Source organism: Gordonia sp. DT101 (assembly GCF_049844895.1).
In the GTDB taxonomy this organism is placed as follows: domain Bacteria; phylum Actinomycetota; class Actinomycetes; order Mycobacteriales; family Mycobacteriaceae; genus Gordonia.
The window spans coordinates 460,973-476,208 of the sequence record NZ_JBNCLX010000002.1 but is presented as its reverse complement, the minus strand read 5'-3'; the positions used below and the strand labels follow the sequence as shown (position 1 = coordinate 476,208).

At 65.9% G+C, this 15,236-nt stretch carries 13 protein-coding genes and 1 pseudogene; 8 read left to right on the top strand and 6 right to left on the bottom strand.

The features are described from left to right. Positions 1-54 precede the first annotated feature (54 nt). On the bottom strand, positions 55-1,092 hold the full coding sequence (locus ACLQ3I_RS08755; protein WP_425801310.1) for an LLM class F420-dependent oxidoreductase: 1,038 nt from the start codon (positions 1,090-1,092) through the stop codon (positions 55-57). A gap of 92 nt (positions 1,093-1,184) precedes the next feature. Between ACLQ3I_RS08755 and ACLQ3I_RS08750 the strand changes: the two genes are divergently transcribed. The 3 genes from ACLQ3I_RS08750 to ACLQ3I_RS08740 are packed head-to-tail and all read left to right on the top strand — an operon-like array spanning position 1,185 to position 4,489. Then, the gene (locus ACLQ3I_RS08750) at positions 1,185-2,219 is read left to right on the top strand and encodes a Zn-ribbon domain-containing OB-fold protein (protein WP_425792514.1); all 1,035 of its coding nucleotides are present in this window, start codon (positions 1,185-1,187) and stop codon (positions 2,217-2,219) included. A 42-nt stretch (positions 2,220-2,261) separates the two neighbouring features. Then, positions 2,262-3,311, top strand: coding sequence for a thiolase domain-containing protein (locus tag ACLQ3I_RS08745; RefSeq protein ID WP_425792513.1), 1,050 nt, complete (start codon positions 2,262-2,264; stop codon positions 3,309-3,311). Next, positions 3,311-4,489 carry a thiolase domain-containing protein gene (locus ACLQ3I_RS08740; protein ID WP_425792512.1) on the top strand — a complete coding sequence of 393 codons (1,179 nt, stop codon included), beginning with the start codon at positions 3,311-3,313 and terminating at the stop codon, positions 4,487-4,489. The genes ACLQ3I_RS08745 and ACLQ3I_RS08740 overlap by 1 nt, the downstream gene beginning before the upstream one ends. Positions 4,490-4,685: 196 nt before the next feature. On the opposite strand, the gene ACLQ3I_RS08735 is transcribed toward ACLQ3I_RS08740, so the two are convergent. The 3 genes from ACLQ3I_RS08735 to ACLQ3I_RS08725 all read right to left on the bottom strand — a co-directional run bounded on the left by ACLQ3I_RS08735 (position 4,686) and on the right by ACLQ3I_RS08725 (position 7,107). Further along, positions 4,686-5,234: a carboxymuconolactone decarboxylase family protein gene (locus tag ACLQ3I_RS08735; RefSeq protein ID WP_425801307.1), complete on the bottom strand. Its 549-nt coding sequence runs from the start codon at positions 5,232-5,234 to the stop codon at positions 4,686-4,688. 125 nt (positions 5,235-5,359) lie between these two features. After that, positions 5,360-5,821 (bottom strand): nuclear transport factor 2 family protein, encoded by a 462-nt coding sequence (locus ACLQ3I_RS08730; RefSeq protein WP_425792510.1) that lies wholly within the window; start codon positions 5,819-5,821, stop codon positions 5,360-5,362. Next, the gene (locus tag ACLQ3I_RS08725) at positions 5,818-7,107 is read right to left on the bottom strand and encodes a cytochrome P450 (RefSeq protein ID WP_425792509.1); all 1,290 of its coding nucleotides are present in this window, start codon (positions 7,105-7,107) and stop codon (positions 5,818-5,820) included. The genes ACLQ3I_RS08730 and ACLQ3I_RS08725 overlap by 4 nt, the downstream gene beginning before the upstream one ends. 341 nt (positions 7,108-7,448) lie before the next feature. Here ACLQ3I_RS08725 and ACLQ3I_RS08720 point away from each other — a divergent pair, with 341 nt between their 5' ends. Continuing rightward, positions 7,449-8,612, top strand: a complete 1,164-nt coding sequence (locus ACLQ3I_RS08720; protein WP_425792508.1) for a steroid 3-ketoacyl-CoA thiolase — start codon at positions 7,449-7,451, stop codon at positions 8,610-8,612. Next, entirely contained in the window at positions 8,612-9,100 is a 489-nt protein-coding gene (locus ACLQ3I_RS08715; RefSeq protein ID WP_425801305.1) for a nitroreductase family deazaflavin-dependent oxidoreductase, read from the top strand. Before ACLQ3I_RS08720 ends, ACLQ3I_RS08715 begins: the two co-directional genes overlap by 1 nt. Here ACLQ3I_RS08715 and ACLQ3I_RS08710 read toward each other — a convergent pair. Beyond that, a complete protein-coding gene (locus tag ACLQ3I_RS08710; RefSeq protein WP_425801303.1) occupies positions 9,081-9,734 on the bottom strand; it encodes a TetR/AcrR family transcriptional regulator in 654 nt (217 codons plus the stop codon). The two genes, ACLQ3I_RS08715 and ACLQ3I_RS08710, sit on opposite strands and share 20 nt — an antisense overlap. Before the next feature lie 187 nt (positions 9,735-9,921). On the opposite strand from ACLQ3I_RS08710, the pseudogene ACLQ3I_RS08705 reads away from it, so the two are divergent. Together ACLQ3I_RS08705 and ACLQ3I_RS08700 are read left to right on the top strand one after the other, a co-directional pair. Further along, positions 9,922-11,177, top strand: a pseudogene (locus ACLQ3I_RS08705) (cytochrome P450). A 114-nt stretch (positions 11,178-11,291) separates the two neighbouring features. Continuing rightward, positions 11,292-12,536, top strand: a complete 1,245-nt coding sequence (locus tag ACLQ3I_RS08700; protein WP_425801301.1) for a cytochrome P450 — start codon at positions 11,292-11,294, stop codon at positions 12,534-12,536. 151 nt (positions 12,537-12,687) lie between these two features. Here the strand turns inward: ACLQ3I_RS08700 and fadD8 are convergent, their stop codons facing one another. Further along, the gene (gene fadD8 / locus ACLQ3I_RS08695; RefSeq protein WP_425792503.1) at positions 12,688-14,328 is read right to left on the bottom strand and encodes a fatty-acid--CoA ligase FadD8; all 1,641 of its coding nucleotides are present in this window, start codon (positions 14,326-14,328) and stop codon (positions 12,688-12,690) included. A 182-nt stretch (positions 14,329-14,510) separates the two neighbouring features. Here fadD8 and ACLQ3I_RS08690 point away from each other — a divergent pair, with 182 nt between their 5' ends. After that, positions 14,511-15,164, top strand: a complete 654-nt coding sequence (locus tag ACLQ3I_RS08690) for a GNAT family N-acetyltransferase (RefSeq protein ID WP_425792502.1) — start codon at positions 14,511-14,513, stop codon at positions 15,162-15,164. Positions 15,165-15,236 lie beyond the last annotated feature (72 nt).

The window sequence follows — 15,236 nt, the reverse complement described above, 5'->3', positions numbered from 1 at the left end:
TGGGGGCGACTTGTCCGACCTCCCAATATATTTCGACATATTCGGCATTGCAGATCAGACCAGTGTGGCGAGCTCGCGGATCGTCCCGGTGTCTCGCGCGGTCACCAGGAGCATGCTGACCCCGGCTGCCTCCCACTGCTTGATCTGGGCGCGGACCTCGTCGGCGGTCCCGACGATCATCGTCTCCCGGACCATCTCGTCCGGCACCGCGGCCATCGCCTCCGCCTTTTTTCCGGCGCGGAACAGCGCACCGATCTCGTCGACCGCGTCGCCGTACCCCATCCGCCGGTAGAGCTCGGCGTGAAAGTTCTTCTCCTTTGCGCCCATCCCACCGACATAGAGTGCCGTCGACGGCCGGTATCGCTCGATGGCGGCGGAGATGTCGTCGGTGATGACCACCTGAGCCGTCGCCGCCACCTCGAAGTCGTCACGACTGCGCCGTGCACCCGGCCGCGCGAAACCTTCGGCGAGCCATTCCTCGTACTGGCCGGCCAGACGCAGACTGTAAAAGATCGCCAACCAGCCGTCGGCGATCTCCGCGGTCTGTGCCACGTTCTTTGGCCCCTCGGCCCCGAGCCAGATCGGGATGTCCGCGCGCAGCGGATGGGTGATCGGTTTGAGCGACTTGCCCAGTCCGGTCGATCCGGGCGCGTCGGCCGGATACGGCAACGGGTAGTGCGACCCGGGGTTGCGCACCGGCGCTTCCCGCGCCAACACGTCCCGCACGACTTGCACGTATTCCCGCGTCCTCGCGAGCGGCTTGGCGAACGGTTGGCCATACCAGCCCTCGACGACCTGCGGTCCCGACACCCCCAGACCCACGATGTGTCGCCCGCCCGAGAGGTGGTCGAGCGTCAGCGCGTGCATCGCCAGGGAGGTCGGCGGCCGCGCGGAGAGTTGGGCCACCGAGGTCCCCAGCTTGATCCGCTCGGTCGCCGCGCCCCACCAGGCCAGCGGCGTATAGGCGTCCGAGCCCCACGATTCGGCCGTGAAAACCGCCTCGAAACCTGCATCTTCGGCCGCCGCGATCAACTCCGGGGCGTTCTCGATGGGCCCCTGCCCCCAATAGCCGAGCTGTAGTCCGAGCTTCATCTGGCGTCCTCCAACGTCGCCCCGGCCATCGCGGGCCCGAGTCTGTGACATGCACCTTGTGCCTCAATACTAGAACGTGTTCTACTCGATGCGTGAGCACCAGCACAACAGCACCCCGTCCGGCCCCGGCCAGCCCCGTTGCGGCGGTACCCGAGCCGGAGTCCCCGATCCTCACCGCTCCCCTGAAGAACTCGTTCGAGTACACGCGTTCGCTGGGGCCGGTCCTGAGTCAGTTCGCACTCGCGTTGCGCGACGGTCGCATCGTCGGCTCCAAGGGCAGCGGCGGCACCGTCTCGGTCCCGCCTGTCGAGTTCGATCCTGCCGGCGGCGCCCCGACGACCGAGTTGGTCGACGTCGCCCCGACCGGCACCGTGATCTCCTGGTCGTGGCAGCAGGAACCGCTCGATCCCCAGCCCCTCGACAAGCCGTTCGCCTGGGCGCTCATCAAGCTCGACGGTGCCGACACGTCGATGCTGCACGTGGTCGCCGTCGATGCGCCCGGCGACATCTCGACCGGCCTTCGCGTGCACGCCGTCTGGCGTCCCGCCCGGATCGGCCGAATCGACGACATCGCGTACTTCGCTCCCGGCGAGTCCGGGGAGGCGGCTCCCGCCAACGAGGCGGAGAATCCCGAGGGTGACCTCGTGGTCATGACGACGCCGATCACCACCGAGATCGCGCACTCCGCAACCGAAGAGGAGTCCTGGTACCTCGAGGGACTCAAGGCCGGCAAGCTCTACGGCTCCCGGATCGGTTCCGGCGTCGACGAGGGACGCGTCTACTTCCCGCCGCGCAAGGTGAGCCCGGCCGACGGCGCCACGGCGGTCGAGCGGGTGGAGTTGGGCAACACCGGGATCGTCACCACGTTCTGCATCGTCAACGTGCCGTTCCAGGGACAGCGGATCAAACCCCCGTATGTGGCCGCGTACGTCTTGCTCGACGGTTCGGACATCCCGTTCCTGCACCTCATCCTGGACTGTGCCGCGGAGGATGTCCGAATGGGCATGCGCGTCAAGGCCGTCTGGCTCCCCGAGGACGAATGGGATCACTCGATCGGCAATATCAGCCACTTCGCACCGACCGGTGAGCCCGATGCCGAGTACGAGACCTACCGCGATCACCTCTGATCGATCATCTGACCCTTCTTCTCTGAAGAACTAGGAGCTCTTGTGACACTCCCCCGGATTGCGATCATCGGGTTCGCGCACAGCCCGAACATCGTCGGGACCCACGGCACCACCAACGGTGTCGAAATGCTGATCCCGTGTTTCCAGAAGCTGTACGCCGACATCGGCATCTCCCGCACCGACATCGAGTTCTGGTGCAGCGGATCGTCGGATTACCTCGCCGGACGCGCATTCTCGTTCATCTCCGCAATCGACTCCATCGGGGCGATGCCGCCGATCAACGAGTCACACGTCGAGATGGACGCCGCCTGGGCGCTGTACGAGGCATGGGTGAAGATCGCCACCGGCGAGGTCGACCTCGCGCTGGCCTACGGCTTCGGCAAATCGACCGCGGGCAACATGGATCAGACCCTCGCCCTGCAGACCGATCCGTACACCGTCGGTCCGCTGTGGCCGGATGCCCGTTCACTCGGCGCCCTGCAGGCCCGTGCCGGTATCGACTCGGGTGCCTGGACCGAGGCCGACATGGCTGCGGTCGCCGCGCGCACCACCGGCAAGTCGGTCGACGATCTGCTCGCCACCGACCTCGTCGCCGATCCGCTTCGCGCTCATGACATCGCGCCGTACACCGACGCCGCCGCCGCGGTGATCATCGCGAGCGAACGACGGGCCCGCGAGCTCGTCGCCAACCCGGCGTTCATCACCGGCTGGGATCACCGCATCGACACACCCAACTTCGGCGCGCGAGATCTGACCGTCTCACCGTCGACGTCGCTCGCCGCCGACACCGCCTTCCGTCATCGCACGCGGGCGGTCGATGTGGCCGAGATCCATGCACCCTTCACTCATCAGGAGCTGATCGTGCGCAACGCGATCGGCCTGCCCGACTCGGTGCGGATCAACCCGTCCGGTGGCGCACTCACCGGGAACTCGTTGTTCTCGGCGGGCCTTCAGCGGGTGGGCTACGCCGCACACGAGATCCTGAGCGGCGAGGCAGAGACCGCGCTGGCACATGCGACGAGCGGCCCGCTGTTGCAGCAGAACATGGTGGTCACCCTGAGCGCAGACGAGAATGCGGGAGACGAGAACTGATGGCACACAACAATCGCGCAGCGGTCCTGGGCACCGGCCAGACCAAGTACGTCGCCAAACGCCACGACGTGACGATGGCGGGTATGTGCCGTGAGGCCATCGACGCCGCCCTGGCGGACGCGAAGGTCTCCATCGACGACATCGATGCGATCGTCATCGGCAAGGCCCCCGACCTGTTCGAGGGGTCGATGATGCCCGAACTGGCGATGGCCGAGGCCATCGGTGCGGTCGGCAAACGGATGATCCGTGTGCACACCGCCGGTTCGGTGGGCGGCTCCACCGCCAACGTCGCCGCGTCCCTGGTGTTCGCCGGTGTCCATCGGCGGGTGCTGGCCGTCGCCTGGGAGAAGCAGTCCGAGTCGAATGCCATGTGGGCGTTATCGATCCCGGTTCCGTTCACCAAGCCGGTCGGCGCGGGTGCGGGTGGCTTCTTCGCACCGCACGTGCGGTCCTATATCCGGCAGTCCGGTGCGCCGTCGAACATCGGCGCCATCGTCGCGGCCAAGGACCGGCGCAACGGCTCCAAGAACCCATTGGCCCACCTGCAGCAGGCCGACATCACCACGGAGAAGGTGATGGAGTCCCAGATGCTGTGGGACCCCATCCGTTACGACGAGACCTGCCCGTCGTCGGACGGCGCGTGTGCAGTGGTGATCGGCGACGAACAGGCCGCCGACGACGCTGCTTCCGCGGGTGATCCGGTGGCGTGGATTCACGCCACCGCCATGCGCACCGAACCACTCTCCTACGCCCACCGCAACGTGGTGAGCCCGCAGGCCGGCCGCGACGCCGCTGCGGCCCTGTGGAAGTCGGGCGGGATCAGCAATCCGCTCCAGGAGATCGACGCCGCCGAGATCTACGTGCCGTTCTCCTGGTTCGAGCCGATGTGGCTGGAGAACCTCGGTTTCGTTGCCGAGGGCGAGGGCTGGAAGCTCACCGAGGCAGGCGAGACCGAGATCGGCGGGCAGCTGCCGGTCAACGCTTCCGGTGGCGTGCTGTCGTCGAACCCGATCGGCGCGTCGGGCATGATCCGCTTCGCCGAGGCCGCGATCCAGGTGATGAACAAGGCAGGCGATCACCAGGTGCCCGACGCCCGCAAGGCGCTCGGTCACGCGTATGGCGGTGGCTCGCAGTACTTCTCGATGTGGCTGGTGGGCGCGGACAAGCCCGCCCACTAGGCGGCGCATTGCCGGTCGAGTAGCCACCGACCCTCCGCCGGTCGAGTAGGTGCCGACTCCGCTGGTCGAGTAGCCACCGAGCCGCCAGGCGAGGCGGCGTATCGAGACCACTCCCGACGAGTGATCTCGATACGCCGCCTCGCTTCGCTCGGTGGCTACTCGATCGACGGGATGGTGCCGACGGCAGGCGCGAAGTTCAGACCCTTGGCTCCGGCAACGCGCACGCCGCACCGTCGGACATACCAGTCGGACGGACACCGAGGGACTGGTTCAGCCGCGCCCGCTGGTTCTCCCAGGCGACGGTCGCGGCGAGTTCGGCGATCTGACTCTTGGTCAGCTGCTCGGACAGCCGGGCACGCAACTCCGCCAGGTCGTCGCCGACGGCCGGCGTCACCGTCATCGCCTCGGCGTAGGCGAGCACCAGCTTCTCCAACTCCGTATACGCCTCGCTGTCCCGATAACGTGGCAGGTCGCGCATCTGCTGTTCCGTGACCCCGGCGCCGCGCGCCAGGGCGGACCCGATGTCGAGGCAGAACTCGCAACTCACGAGACCCGCGGTCTTCAGCTCGGCGAGCTCCTTGATCTTCGGATCGAGGCGATTGCTGAACAGCAGCGCCGATTCGTAGATGCCCGTGGCGGCCAGCAGTTGTGGTCGGCGACCGAGCCATCCGCCCAGATCACCTCGATGTCGTTTCGACGACCCAAAGGCATTGACGTAACCGCGGATACGCTCGATCGCACGCATTGCTCCACCTTCGCAGCAGCTGGTGTGGGGCAATGCGGAAGACGAATCCACCCCACCTCTCGTGATCCACCTTCGTCGGGGACGAGGTGGAAAACAAGAGATGGGGTGGAAAAGTGGTGTCCGCCTCAGGCCGGCCGGACCGACTTGATCGTCTTCTCGACCTCCCAGAAGGCCCGCAGCGCAGCCATCTTCCCGTCGGCATCGGCACGGTAGGTGAACACCCCGTGCGCCTCGGAGACGTGCCCGGCGATGTGCGTGACGATCTTGCCGACGTAGGCGACCTCATCACCGCAGATGATCTCGTCGTCGAACACGAACTCGATGCTCTCCGTGGTGGCGATCGACTTGTCCCAGAACTCCGCGATCTGGTCGTGACCGTGGAAACCCTTGCCCTCGGGGTCGAACATCGACGGCCCGACCGGGTCCTCTACCGACCCCTCGACGGCAAAGTTGTCCAACCACGCCTGCTTGTCGCGGGCCGCGACGAGCTCGCGGGACCGACGACCCGCCACCACCGCGGGATGATTCTCCCGGTCGATGTTGAGGTAGGCGGGCGAGTCGTTCCGTCCGGTCTCCTGCGCGGTCATTTCACGCCGTAGTCGACCTGGAGCTCCTTGACGCCGTTGATCCATCCGTGACGGAGTCGGCGCGGCGCCTGCAGACGACTGATGTCCGGGACCAGATCGGCGAGCGCGTTGAACATCAGGTTGATCTCCATACGCGCCAGGTTCGCACCGATACAGAAGTGCGCCCCGTTGCCACCGAATCCGACGTGCGGGTTCGGGTCGCGCATGATGTTGAACGTGAACGGGTCGTCGAATACGTCCTCGTCGTAGTTCGCCGAGCCGTAGAACATGCCGACGCGTTGACCCTCCTTGATGTCGACGCCACCGATCTGCGTGTCACGCTTGGCCGTCCGCTGGAAGCAGTTGACCGGGGTCGCCCACCGCACGATCTCGTCGACCGCGGTCGCCGGACGCTCCTTCTTGAACAGCTCCCACTGATCGGGGTTCTCCAGGAAGGCGTTCATGCCATGGCTGATCGCGTTACGCGTGGTCTCGTTACCCGCCACGGTCAGCAGGATGAAGAAGAACCCGAACTCCGTCTCGTCGAGGCTCTGACCGTCGATGTCGGCGTTCACCAGGGTGGAGACGATGTCGTCGACCGGGTTCTTGCGACGCTCTTCGGCCATCGTGTAGCCGTAGCCGAGGATTTCGGCGGACGCCATCTCCGGGTCCTCGCCGAACTCCGGATCGTCGTAGTTCATCATGTTGTTCGACCAGTCGAACAACTTCCCCCGATCGACCTCCGGCACGCCCAGGAGATCGGCAATCGCCAGCAGTGGCAGGTCGACGGCGACATCGTGGACGAAGTCGCCGGTGCCCGTCTCCGCGGCCTTGCTGACGATGGTGCGGGCCGCGTTGTCGAGCTTGTCCTCCAGCGCCTGCACCGCGCGCGGGGTGAAGGCCTTGGAGACCAGCTTGCGCAGCCGCGTGTGATCCGGCGGATCGTGGTTGATCAGCAGCGCCTTGGTGACGTCGAGCTGATCTTGGTTCATCTCGTCGTCGAACCGCATGATGACACCGTTGGTCGCGGTCGACCAGTCGTCGTTGTTCTTGGAGATCTCCCGGATGTGGGCATGCTTGGAAGCCACCCAGTAGCCGCCGTCATGGAAGCCGCCACCCTTGCCTTCCAGCTGGGCGTTCCACCACACGGGAGCGGTCTTGCGCAGCTGCGCGAACTCCTTGACCGGAATACCCTGTTCAAGCAGGTCCGGGCTGGTGAAATCCCAACCCTCCTGCTCCATGAACGAACTTGTCGCCTCTGCGCCCCCGATATCGGCGCCTGTAGTCGCACCCTGAGCCTGGGTCACGTCACACCACCTCGCTGTGAGATTTAGAACCTGTTTCAAAACCCATTAGAGCACACTGTGACCCAAAAGACAGTCCCCAACGAGAACTTGTTCTAGTTTTGCTTGCCCGGCAAGCTTGCGAGGTGCGGAAATAATATCAATATTCATTGCCACATCGACGACGCGGGGCCGGTCACGAGGTCAGCCCGGTGCACATCTCGCCCGCGACCACCCAACGCCCTTGCGGGCGAACGCGTTCTGAACACCGCCGTGGCCACAAGCCGCCCCGGCCATAGACGCGAATAGGAACTTGTTCTACTTTGAGGAGGTCGAAGTAGAACAGACCTGAAGAGGAGTTGGGCATGGGTGTGCCGGTTATCGTCGAGGCAGCGCGGACGCCGATCGGCAAGCGAGCCGGGTGGTTGTCCGGCCTGCATGCCGAGGAACTCCTGGGGCTCACGCAGAGCGGCCTGATCGACAAAGCAGGCATCGATCCGAGCATCGTCGAGCAGGTGATCGGCGGCTGCGTGACCCAGGCCGGGGCGCAAGCAGGCAACATCACCCGCAAGGCATGGCTGTCGGCGGGTCTTCCGGAACACGCCGGCGCCACCACGATCGACTGTCAGTGCGGGTCCGCCCAGCAGGCCAACCACCTCATCGCGGGGCTCATCGCCACCGATGCGATCGACGTGGGCATCGCGTGCGGCATCGAGATGATGTCGATGGTCCCTCTCGGCGCGAACGTCGGCACCGACGCCGGCCCCTATCACGCGGATTCCTGGACGGTCGACCTGCCGAACCAGTTCGAGGCGGCCGAACGCATCGCAACGCGACGCGGCATCACCCGGGCCGACGTGGACGCCCTCGGCGAGCGCAGCCAACGTCTCGCCAAGCAGGCCTGGGACGAGGGACGATTCGACCGCGAGGTCCTGGCCCTCAAGGCACCCGAGCGCACCAAGGAGGGTGAGCTCACCGGGAACGTCCTCGACGTCAGCCGGGATCAGGGCTTACGGGAGACCACCCTGGAGTCGCTGGCCGGACTCAAGCCGGTCCTCGACGGCGGCATCCATACCGCGGGCACGTCGTCGCAGATCTCCGACGGTGCCGCCGCGGTTCTCATCATGGACGAGGCGAAGGCCCGCGCTCTCGGTCTGACGCCCCGTGCACGGATCAAGGCCCAGGCACTCGTCGGCGCCGAGCCCCACTACCACCTCGACGGACCGGTCCAGTCGACCGAACGCGTGCTCGCCAAGTCGGGAATGGCGTTGTCGGACATCGATCTCGTCGAGATCAACGAGGCCTTCGCCTCGGTCGTGCTCAGCTGGGCCCAGGTCCACAACGCGGACATGGACAAGGTGAACGTCAACGGCGGCGCCATCGCACTCGGACACCCGGTGGGCAGCACCGGTTCCCGGCTGCTGACCACCGCACTGCATGAACTCGAGCGCACCGACGGCCAGACCGCCCTCGTCACCATGTGCGCCGGTGGTGCACTGTCCACCGGCACCATCATCGAACGAATCTGATGCCGGTCATGGATCCCAATGCACGGCCGAAACAGCTGAGCTCGCCGGCCGTGGCGTCGCTGATCAAGGTCGGCTCTCGCCTCAACGCGAAGGTGTACAAGGCCACCGGCGGGCGGTTGGGCAATACCTGGCGCATCGGCGCCGGTCTACGAAATCCCGTCCCGATGTGCCTGCTCACCACCATCGGACGCAAAACGGGCGAGCCGCGGACGGCACCGCTGCTCTACCTCCGCACGGGCGATTCCTTCGTGGTGGTCGCGTCGCAGGGTGGGTTACCGAAGAATCCGGCCTGGTATCTCAACCTGGTCGCGAACCCCGAGGTGACCATCCAGGTCGGCAAGGAAATCCACGAGTTGACGGCACGGACGGCGACGGATGCCGAGCGCGACGATCTGTGGCCGCAACTCGTCTCCCTCTACGCCGACTTCGACACCTACGCGGCGTGGACCGACCGGGAGATCCCGGTCGTCATCTGCGAACCGCGCTGACCCGGTCCGGCCGCACCCCTCGCCGGGGTGCGGCCACCAGGCCACGTATGGACGCCCCCATCCACGCATCCAGGAACTCCCGGAGAGCGGCCGCCGAACGCGGCGGAGAGCCGGGGTCGATGACCATGGATTGCAGTGTGCGCAAAACGATTTCGACCACGACGTCGAGCTCGCGGTCCGTGTAGCCCGACCCCGCCCAGTCGACGTCCATCCGATCGACCATCGACCGTGCGAAGACGCGGCCGATCTCCGAGGTGATCTCGCCGACGACCGGCACGCTGAGCCGGTCGGTGCGGAACAGGAGCCCGACGTAATCGTCGTCGCGGAGTTCTTCGAGCACGCCCGCAACACCTTCCACCACTGCGTCGTCGGCAGCCGTGATCCCGCGCAACCGCTCGGTCATCCGATCCAGGAGCGCGCCGACGGCATCGAGCGCGGTTGCCGAGAGCAACTCCTCGGTGCTGGCGAAGTACCGATAGACGGTCTGCCGCGTGACATCGAGTTCACGCGCGACATCGGCAATGCTCGTCGACGCCCCTCGTCTGTCGATGATCGTCCGGGTGGCGGCGAGAATTCTCGCGGTGGCCTCGTCGTCGTTGCGAGGCACCCGACCACCCCAACCGTGCGTCCTCATCGGCATGCAACCGTCGACGCGATCCGGACCGGATTCATGGGAACCGACCCTACCTGCCAGGGCGGATGTCGCGCCGAGCCCGGCGGCGGTAGACCATACACATCGGTTGGAGATGTATGATGTAGTGGCGTCGGCCACACCGCGCGTGGTCCATCGCGACCCGCGCCGGCAAGAGCAGGGAGAACTCATGACGGCAACCACCAGCGGAGTCTGTCCATTCGGCGAAGGCTATGACTTCACGAATCCCGATGTGCTCGAGAAGGGCATCCCCCGCGAGGAGTTCGCGCAACTCCGTCGCACCGCGCCGGTCTGGTGGAACGCGCAGCCACCGGGCACCTCGGTGTTCACCGACGGCGGCTATTGGGCGATCACGAAGCATCGCGACATCCGCGAGATCTCGAAGCGCAGCGATGTCTGGTCGACCAACGCGAAGGGCGCCATCATCCGACTGCCGGACTACATGACACCCGATCAGCTCGAGTTCACCAAGGCACTCCTGGTCAATCACGACCCGCCCGAGCACACCCGTCTTCGCAAGATCATCTCGCGCTTGTTCACCCCCAAGGCCGTGGCCGCGCTCTCCGAGGTGCTCACCGACTACGCACGTGACATCGTGACCGAGGCCGCCGCCAAGGACACCGGGAACTTCGTCGACGACATCGCCATTCACCTACCGCTACAAGCGATCCTGGATCTGATCGGCGTTGCCGAAGCCGACCGGTCACGGATCCACGTACTCGTCGACGCCATCATCAACACCGATGACCCGGACCAGACGATCGACCCGACGATGGCCAACGCCGAACTCCTCGGATACGCGTACAACCTCGCCGAGGAACGGCGCAAGAACCCGACCGACGATGTGGTCACCATGCTGGTCAACGCCGACATCGACGGCGAGGCCCTCGACGAGACCGAATTCGGGTTCTTCGTCATCCTGCTGATCACAGCGGGCAACGAGACCACCCGCAACGCGACCACACACGGGATGAACGCGTTCCTGGAGAACCCCGCTCAGTGGGAACTCTTCAAGCGTGACCGGCCCGGCACCGCCGTCGACGAGATCCTCCGCTGGTCGAGCCCGGTCAATGCGTTCCAACGCACCGCCCTGGCCGACACCGAGGTGAGCGGGGTGTCGATCCGCGCGGGCGAGCGGGTCGGATTGTTCTACGCTCGGCCAATTTCGACGAGGACGTGTTCGACGAGCCGTTCACCTTCGACGTCACACGCGATCCGAACCCGCATCTCGCATTCGGCGGGAACGGCCCGCATTTCTGCATCGGGGCCAACCTCGCCCGGCTCGAGCTCAACCTGATCTTCACCGCGATCGCCGACACCCTGCCGGACATCGGCAAGATCGGCGAGATGCGGCGTATCCGCTCCGGTTGGCTGAACGGCGTCAAGGACCTCCCGGTGCGATACGGGGTCTGTCCGGTCTCCTGAGCCGTCACACGAGCGCCTCGCGGCGCGGCATCGAGACCATACATCGTCGAATTGGGTGTAATTTCGAGTGATGTGGGCCACACTCCGGCCACTACCGCGACCCGCGAGGACGACATGACTGCATCGGCCACCCGCAAGTTCGAGGACATCGACTTCACCGACCCCGACCTGCTGGAACGCGGTCTACCGCTTGCCGAGTTCGCCGTTCGCCGTGCAACCGCGCCCGTCTGGTGGAACAAGCAGGCGCTCGGTCCCACCTACTTCGACGACGACGGATTCTGGGTGATCAGTCGGCACTCGGACATCAGATCGATCTCGAAGGACACCGCGACCTGGTCCAACTGGGCCAAGGGCGCGGTGATGCGGGTTCCCGAGCATGCAACGCGCGAGCAGCTCGAGGCATCGAGGTGCTTTCTGCTCAACATGGATCCACCGGAGCACACCCGCATGCGCAAGATCGTGTCCCGCATGTTCACCCCACGGGCGGTGGCATCACTCGAGGAGCAGCTGTCGGCGACGGCACGCGAGATCGTGACGGCCGCGGCCGAGAAGGGCAGCGGAAACTTTGTCGACGACGTCGCCATCCACCTGCCGCTGCAGGCCATCCTCGGCCTCCTCGGCGTGCCGGCCGAAGACCATGACCGTCTCTGCGACCTCGCCGATTCGATGGTCAATCCCGATGACCCCGACTCCAAGTACGACCCGCTCACCGCCAACACCGAGATGCTCGCCTACGCGTACGCCATGGCCGAGGATCGTCGGAAGAATCCTCGCGACGACCTGGTCACCACGCTCGTCGAGGCCGACATCGACGGTCATGCACTGAGCGAGCTCGAGTTCGGTTTCTTCGTGATCCTGCTCGTCATCGCGGGCAACGAGACCACCCGAAACGCGATCTCGCACGGCGTCAACGCATTTCTCGACAATCCCGATCAGTGGGCCCACTATCGAAGCGATCGACCGGCGACCACCGTCGACGAGATCATTCGCTGGGCCACGCCGGTGCACTGCTTCCAGCGCACCGCAATCACCGACACCGAGGTGGCCGGCGTGCCGGTCGCGGCCGGGCAGCGTGTGGGGTTGTTCTACAGCTCGGCCAATTACGACGAGACGGTGTTCGACGACCCGTTCACCTTCGACATCACGCGAGATCCGAACCCACATCTGAGTTTCGGCGGCAACGGCGCCCACTTCTGCATCGGCGCCAACCTCGCCCGGCTCGAGGTGAACCTGATGTTCGGCACCCTCGCCGACATCGTCCCGGACATGTCCAAGATCGCCGAGCCACAACGTGTCCGGTCGGGCTGGCTGAACGGGGTCAAGGAACTACGCGTGTCCTACGGCTCGCCGGTCGAGTAGCCCGCGAGGAACGAGCGTGCGTATCGAGACCACCCGCAACATCCCCCGGGGTCTCGATACGTCACTCGCCTAGCGGCTCGCGACTACTCGACCAACAGGTCGGTAACAGCTCGCGACTACTCGACCAACGAAGTGGCGACGACGACAGTCCTCAGCCGACCCCGCGCTCCGAGTTCTCCCAGAACTTCGCGCGCAGGGCCTTCTTGTCCGGCTTGCCCAGTGCGGTCAACGGAAGCGACTCGACGAAGACAACCTGCTTCGGCGACTGCACCGCGCCCTTGCGGTCCTTCACCGACTGCTGGATCTCCTTGGTCACGAGCTCCTTGGCCTCGTCGCTCTGGTCCGCGTCCCCGCGCAGCACCACGACGGCGGTCACGGCCTCACCCCACTTGTCGTCGGGCACCCCGATCACGCCGACCTGACCGACCGAAGCATGCTCGGCGACAACGTCTTCCACCTCGCGCGGAAACACATTGAAGCCGCCCGTGACGATCATGTCCTTGGTGCGGTCGACGATGTACCAGAACCCGTCCGCGTCCTCGCGGGCCACGTCGCCGGTACGCAGCCAGCCGTCCCGGAAGGTCTCCGCCGTCTGTTCCGGCAGACCCCAGTACCCGCCGGCCAGCAGCGGCCCGGCGACACAGATCTCGCCGGGCTCGCCCTGGGCCACCGGCTTGTCGTCGGGACCGAGCAGCGCGGTCCGCAGGAATGCCGACGGGCGGCCGCAGCTGCTCAGCCGCCGGGTGTCCTCGCCGGGCTTCGGGTGGTCGTTCTTGCCGAGGTAGCTGATGACCATCGGCGCCTCAGACTGGCCGTAGTACTGCGCGAAGATCGGACCGAAGCGTTCGATCGCCTCCGCGAGACGAACCGGATTGATCGCCGACGCACCGTAATACACGGTTTCCAGCGACGAGAGGTCGCGGGTTCGGGAGTCCGGATGATCCATCAGCGCATAGAGCATCGACGGCACCAGCATCGTCGCGGTGATGCGCTCCTCCTCGATCACCCGCAACACCTCGGCGGGATCGAACTTGGCCATGACGACCATCGACCCGCCCTTGATGAGGGTCGGCACGAAGAATGCGGCACCGGCATGGGAGAGCGGCGTGCACATCAGGAACCGCGGGTTCTCCGGCCACTCCCACTCGGAGAGCTGGATCTGCGTCATCGTCGACATCGCACGTGCGGTGCCGATGACACCCTTCGGCTTGCCGGTGGTGCCGCCGGTGTAGGTGATCGAGACGACGTGCTCGGGCGGCAGGTCGGCGGCCACGAGCGGCCGGGGCTGGTAGTTGGCCGCCTCCGCGATCACGTCACGGCCGTAGGCGGCGAGTTCCTCCGGCACCGGCCCCAAGGTCAGCACCTGCTTGAGGCTGTCGACACGCTCCATCAGCGCTGCCGCGCGCTCGACGAACATCGGGACCGGATCGATGACGAGTGTGGTGACCCCGGCATCGGACAGAACGTAGGCGTGGTCGTCGAGGGAGCCGAGCGGGTGCAGCGCCGTGCGTCGCCACCCCTGGGTCTGCCCGGCACCGATCACCAGCAGCACTTCCGGCCGATTGAGTGCAAGCAGCCCGACCGTCGCGCCGGTCCCGGCCCCCATCGATTCGAACGCCTGCTGATAGCGGCTGACGGCGTCGGCCATCTCGCGTCCGGTGAGCTCGGTGTCCCCGAGAAACAGCACCTTGCGGTCGGCGTGGCGGCCCAACGCGGCCACCAGCAGGTCGCCGAGGTGGGTGCCGCCCCGCAGATGGTCGAAGTCGGTCGTCGCATCCTGAACATCAGTCATGGTCACCAACACTAGGACGTGTTACAGACCAAGGGAAGCACCGGACCCATATTTGCCGCCATGACATGGCGATATCCCGACCTTGAATCCGGCAACACCGACATAGAACACGTTTCAGTTTTGGGTCGTCGGCGGATACGTCTCCCACGCACGCGCGCATCCACTGAACTACGATCATGCTCATGACCGATCTGGATCTGGCGACCACCCGCCGCGACATCACCGACGCCCTCCTGACCGCCCTGGAGCGGCGCCACGAAGTCCTCGACGCCATCGTCGACGCCGAGAACCGTGCCGAGGCCGTCGACGCCGTCGCCACATTGCTCGACAAATCGAAACTAGGTGCCGAGGCGATCCTCGGGATGTCCCTCGAGCAGCTCACCAAGGACGAGCGCCGGAAGAACCAGGCGGAGCTCGACGATCTGAACAACGCGCTGACCTTCACCCTCGCCGAGCGCCCGGCCAGCAGTGGCGACACGCTGGAACTCCGCGCGTTCACCGGCGACGACGCAGACCTCTTCAAAGTCCGCACCGAGGAGTTGAAGGTCGCCGGCGACGGTTCGGGCAGCCCCGCGGGCGCCCTGTCCGACGAGATCGCGAAGGCCACCGAGCGCGTCGACAACGAGGACGCCGTCTGGTTGGTCGCCCTGGAAGGCAGCACCAAGGTCGGACTCGTCTTCGGCGAGCTCATCAACGGCGAGGTGGACGTCCGGATCTGGATCCACCCGGACCACCGCAAAAAGGGATACGGCACCGCGGCGCTTCGCAAGTCACGTTCCGAGATGGCGGCGGACTTCCCCGGTGTGCCGATGGTGGTGCGGGCACCGAGCGCCTGACCCGCACCCGCCGACCGGACACGCTTTCCCGCCGACCGGGCACAGCTTTTCGCCGATCGGGCACAGTTACCC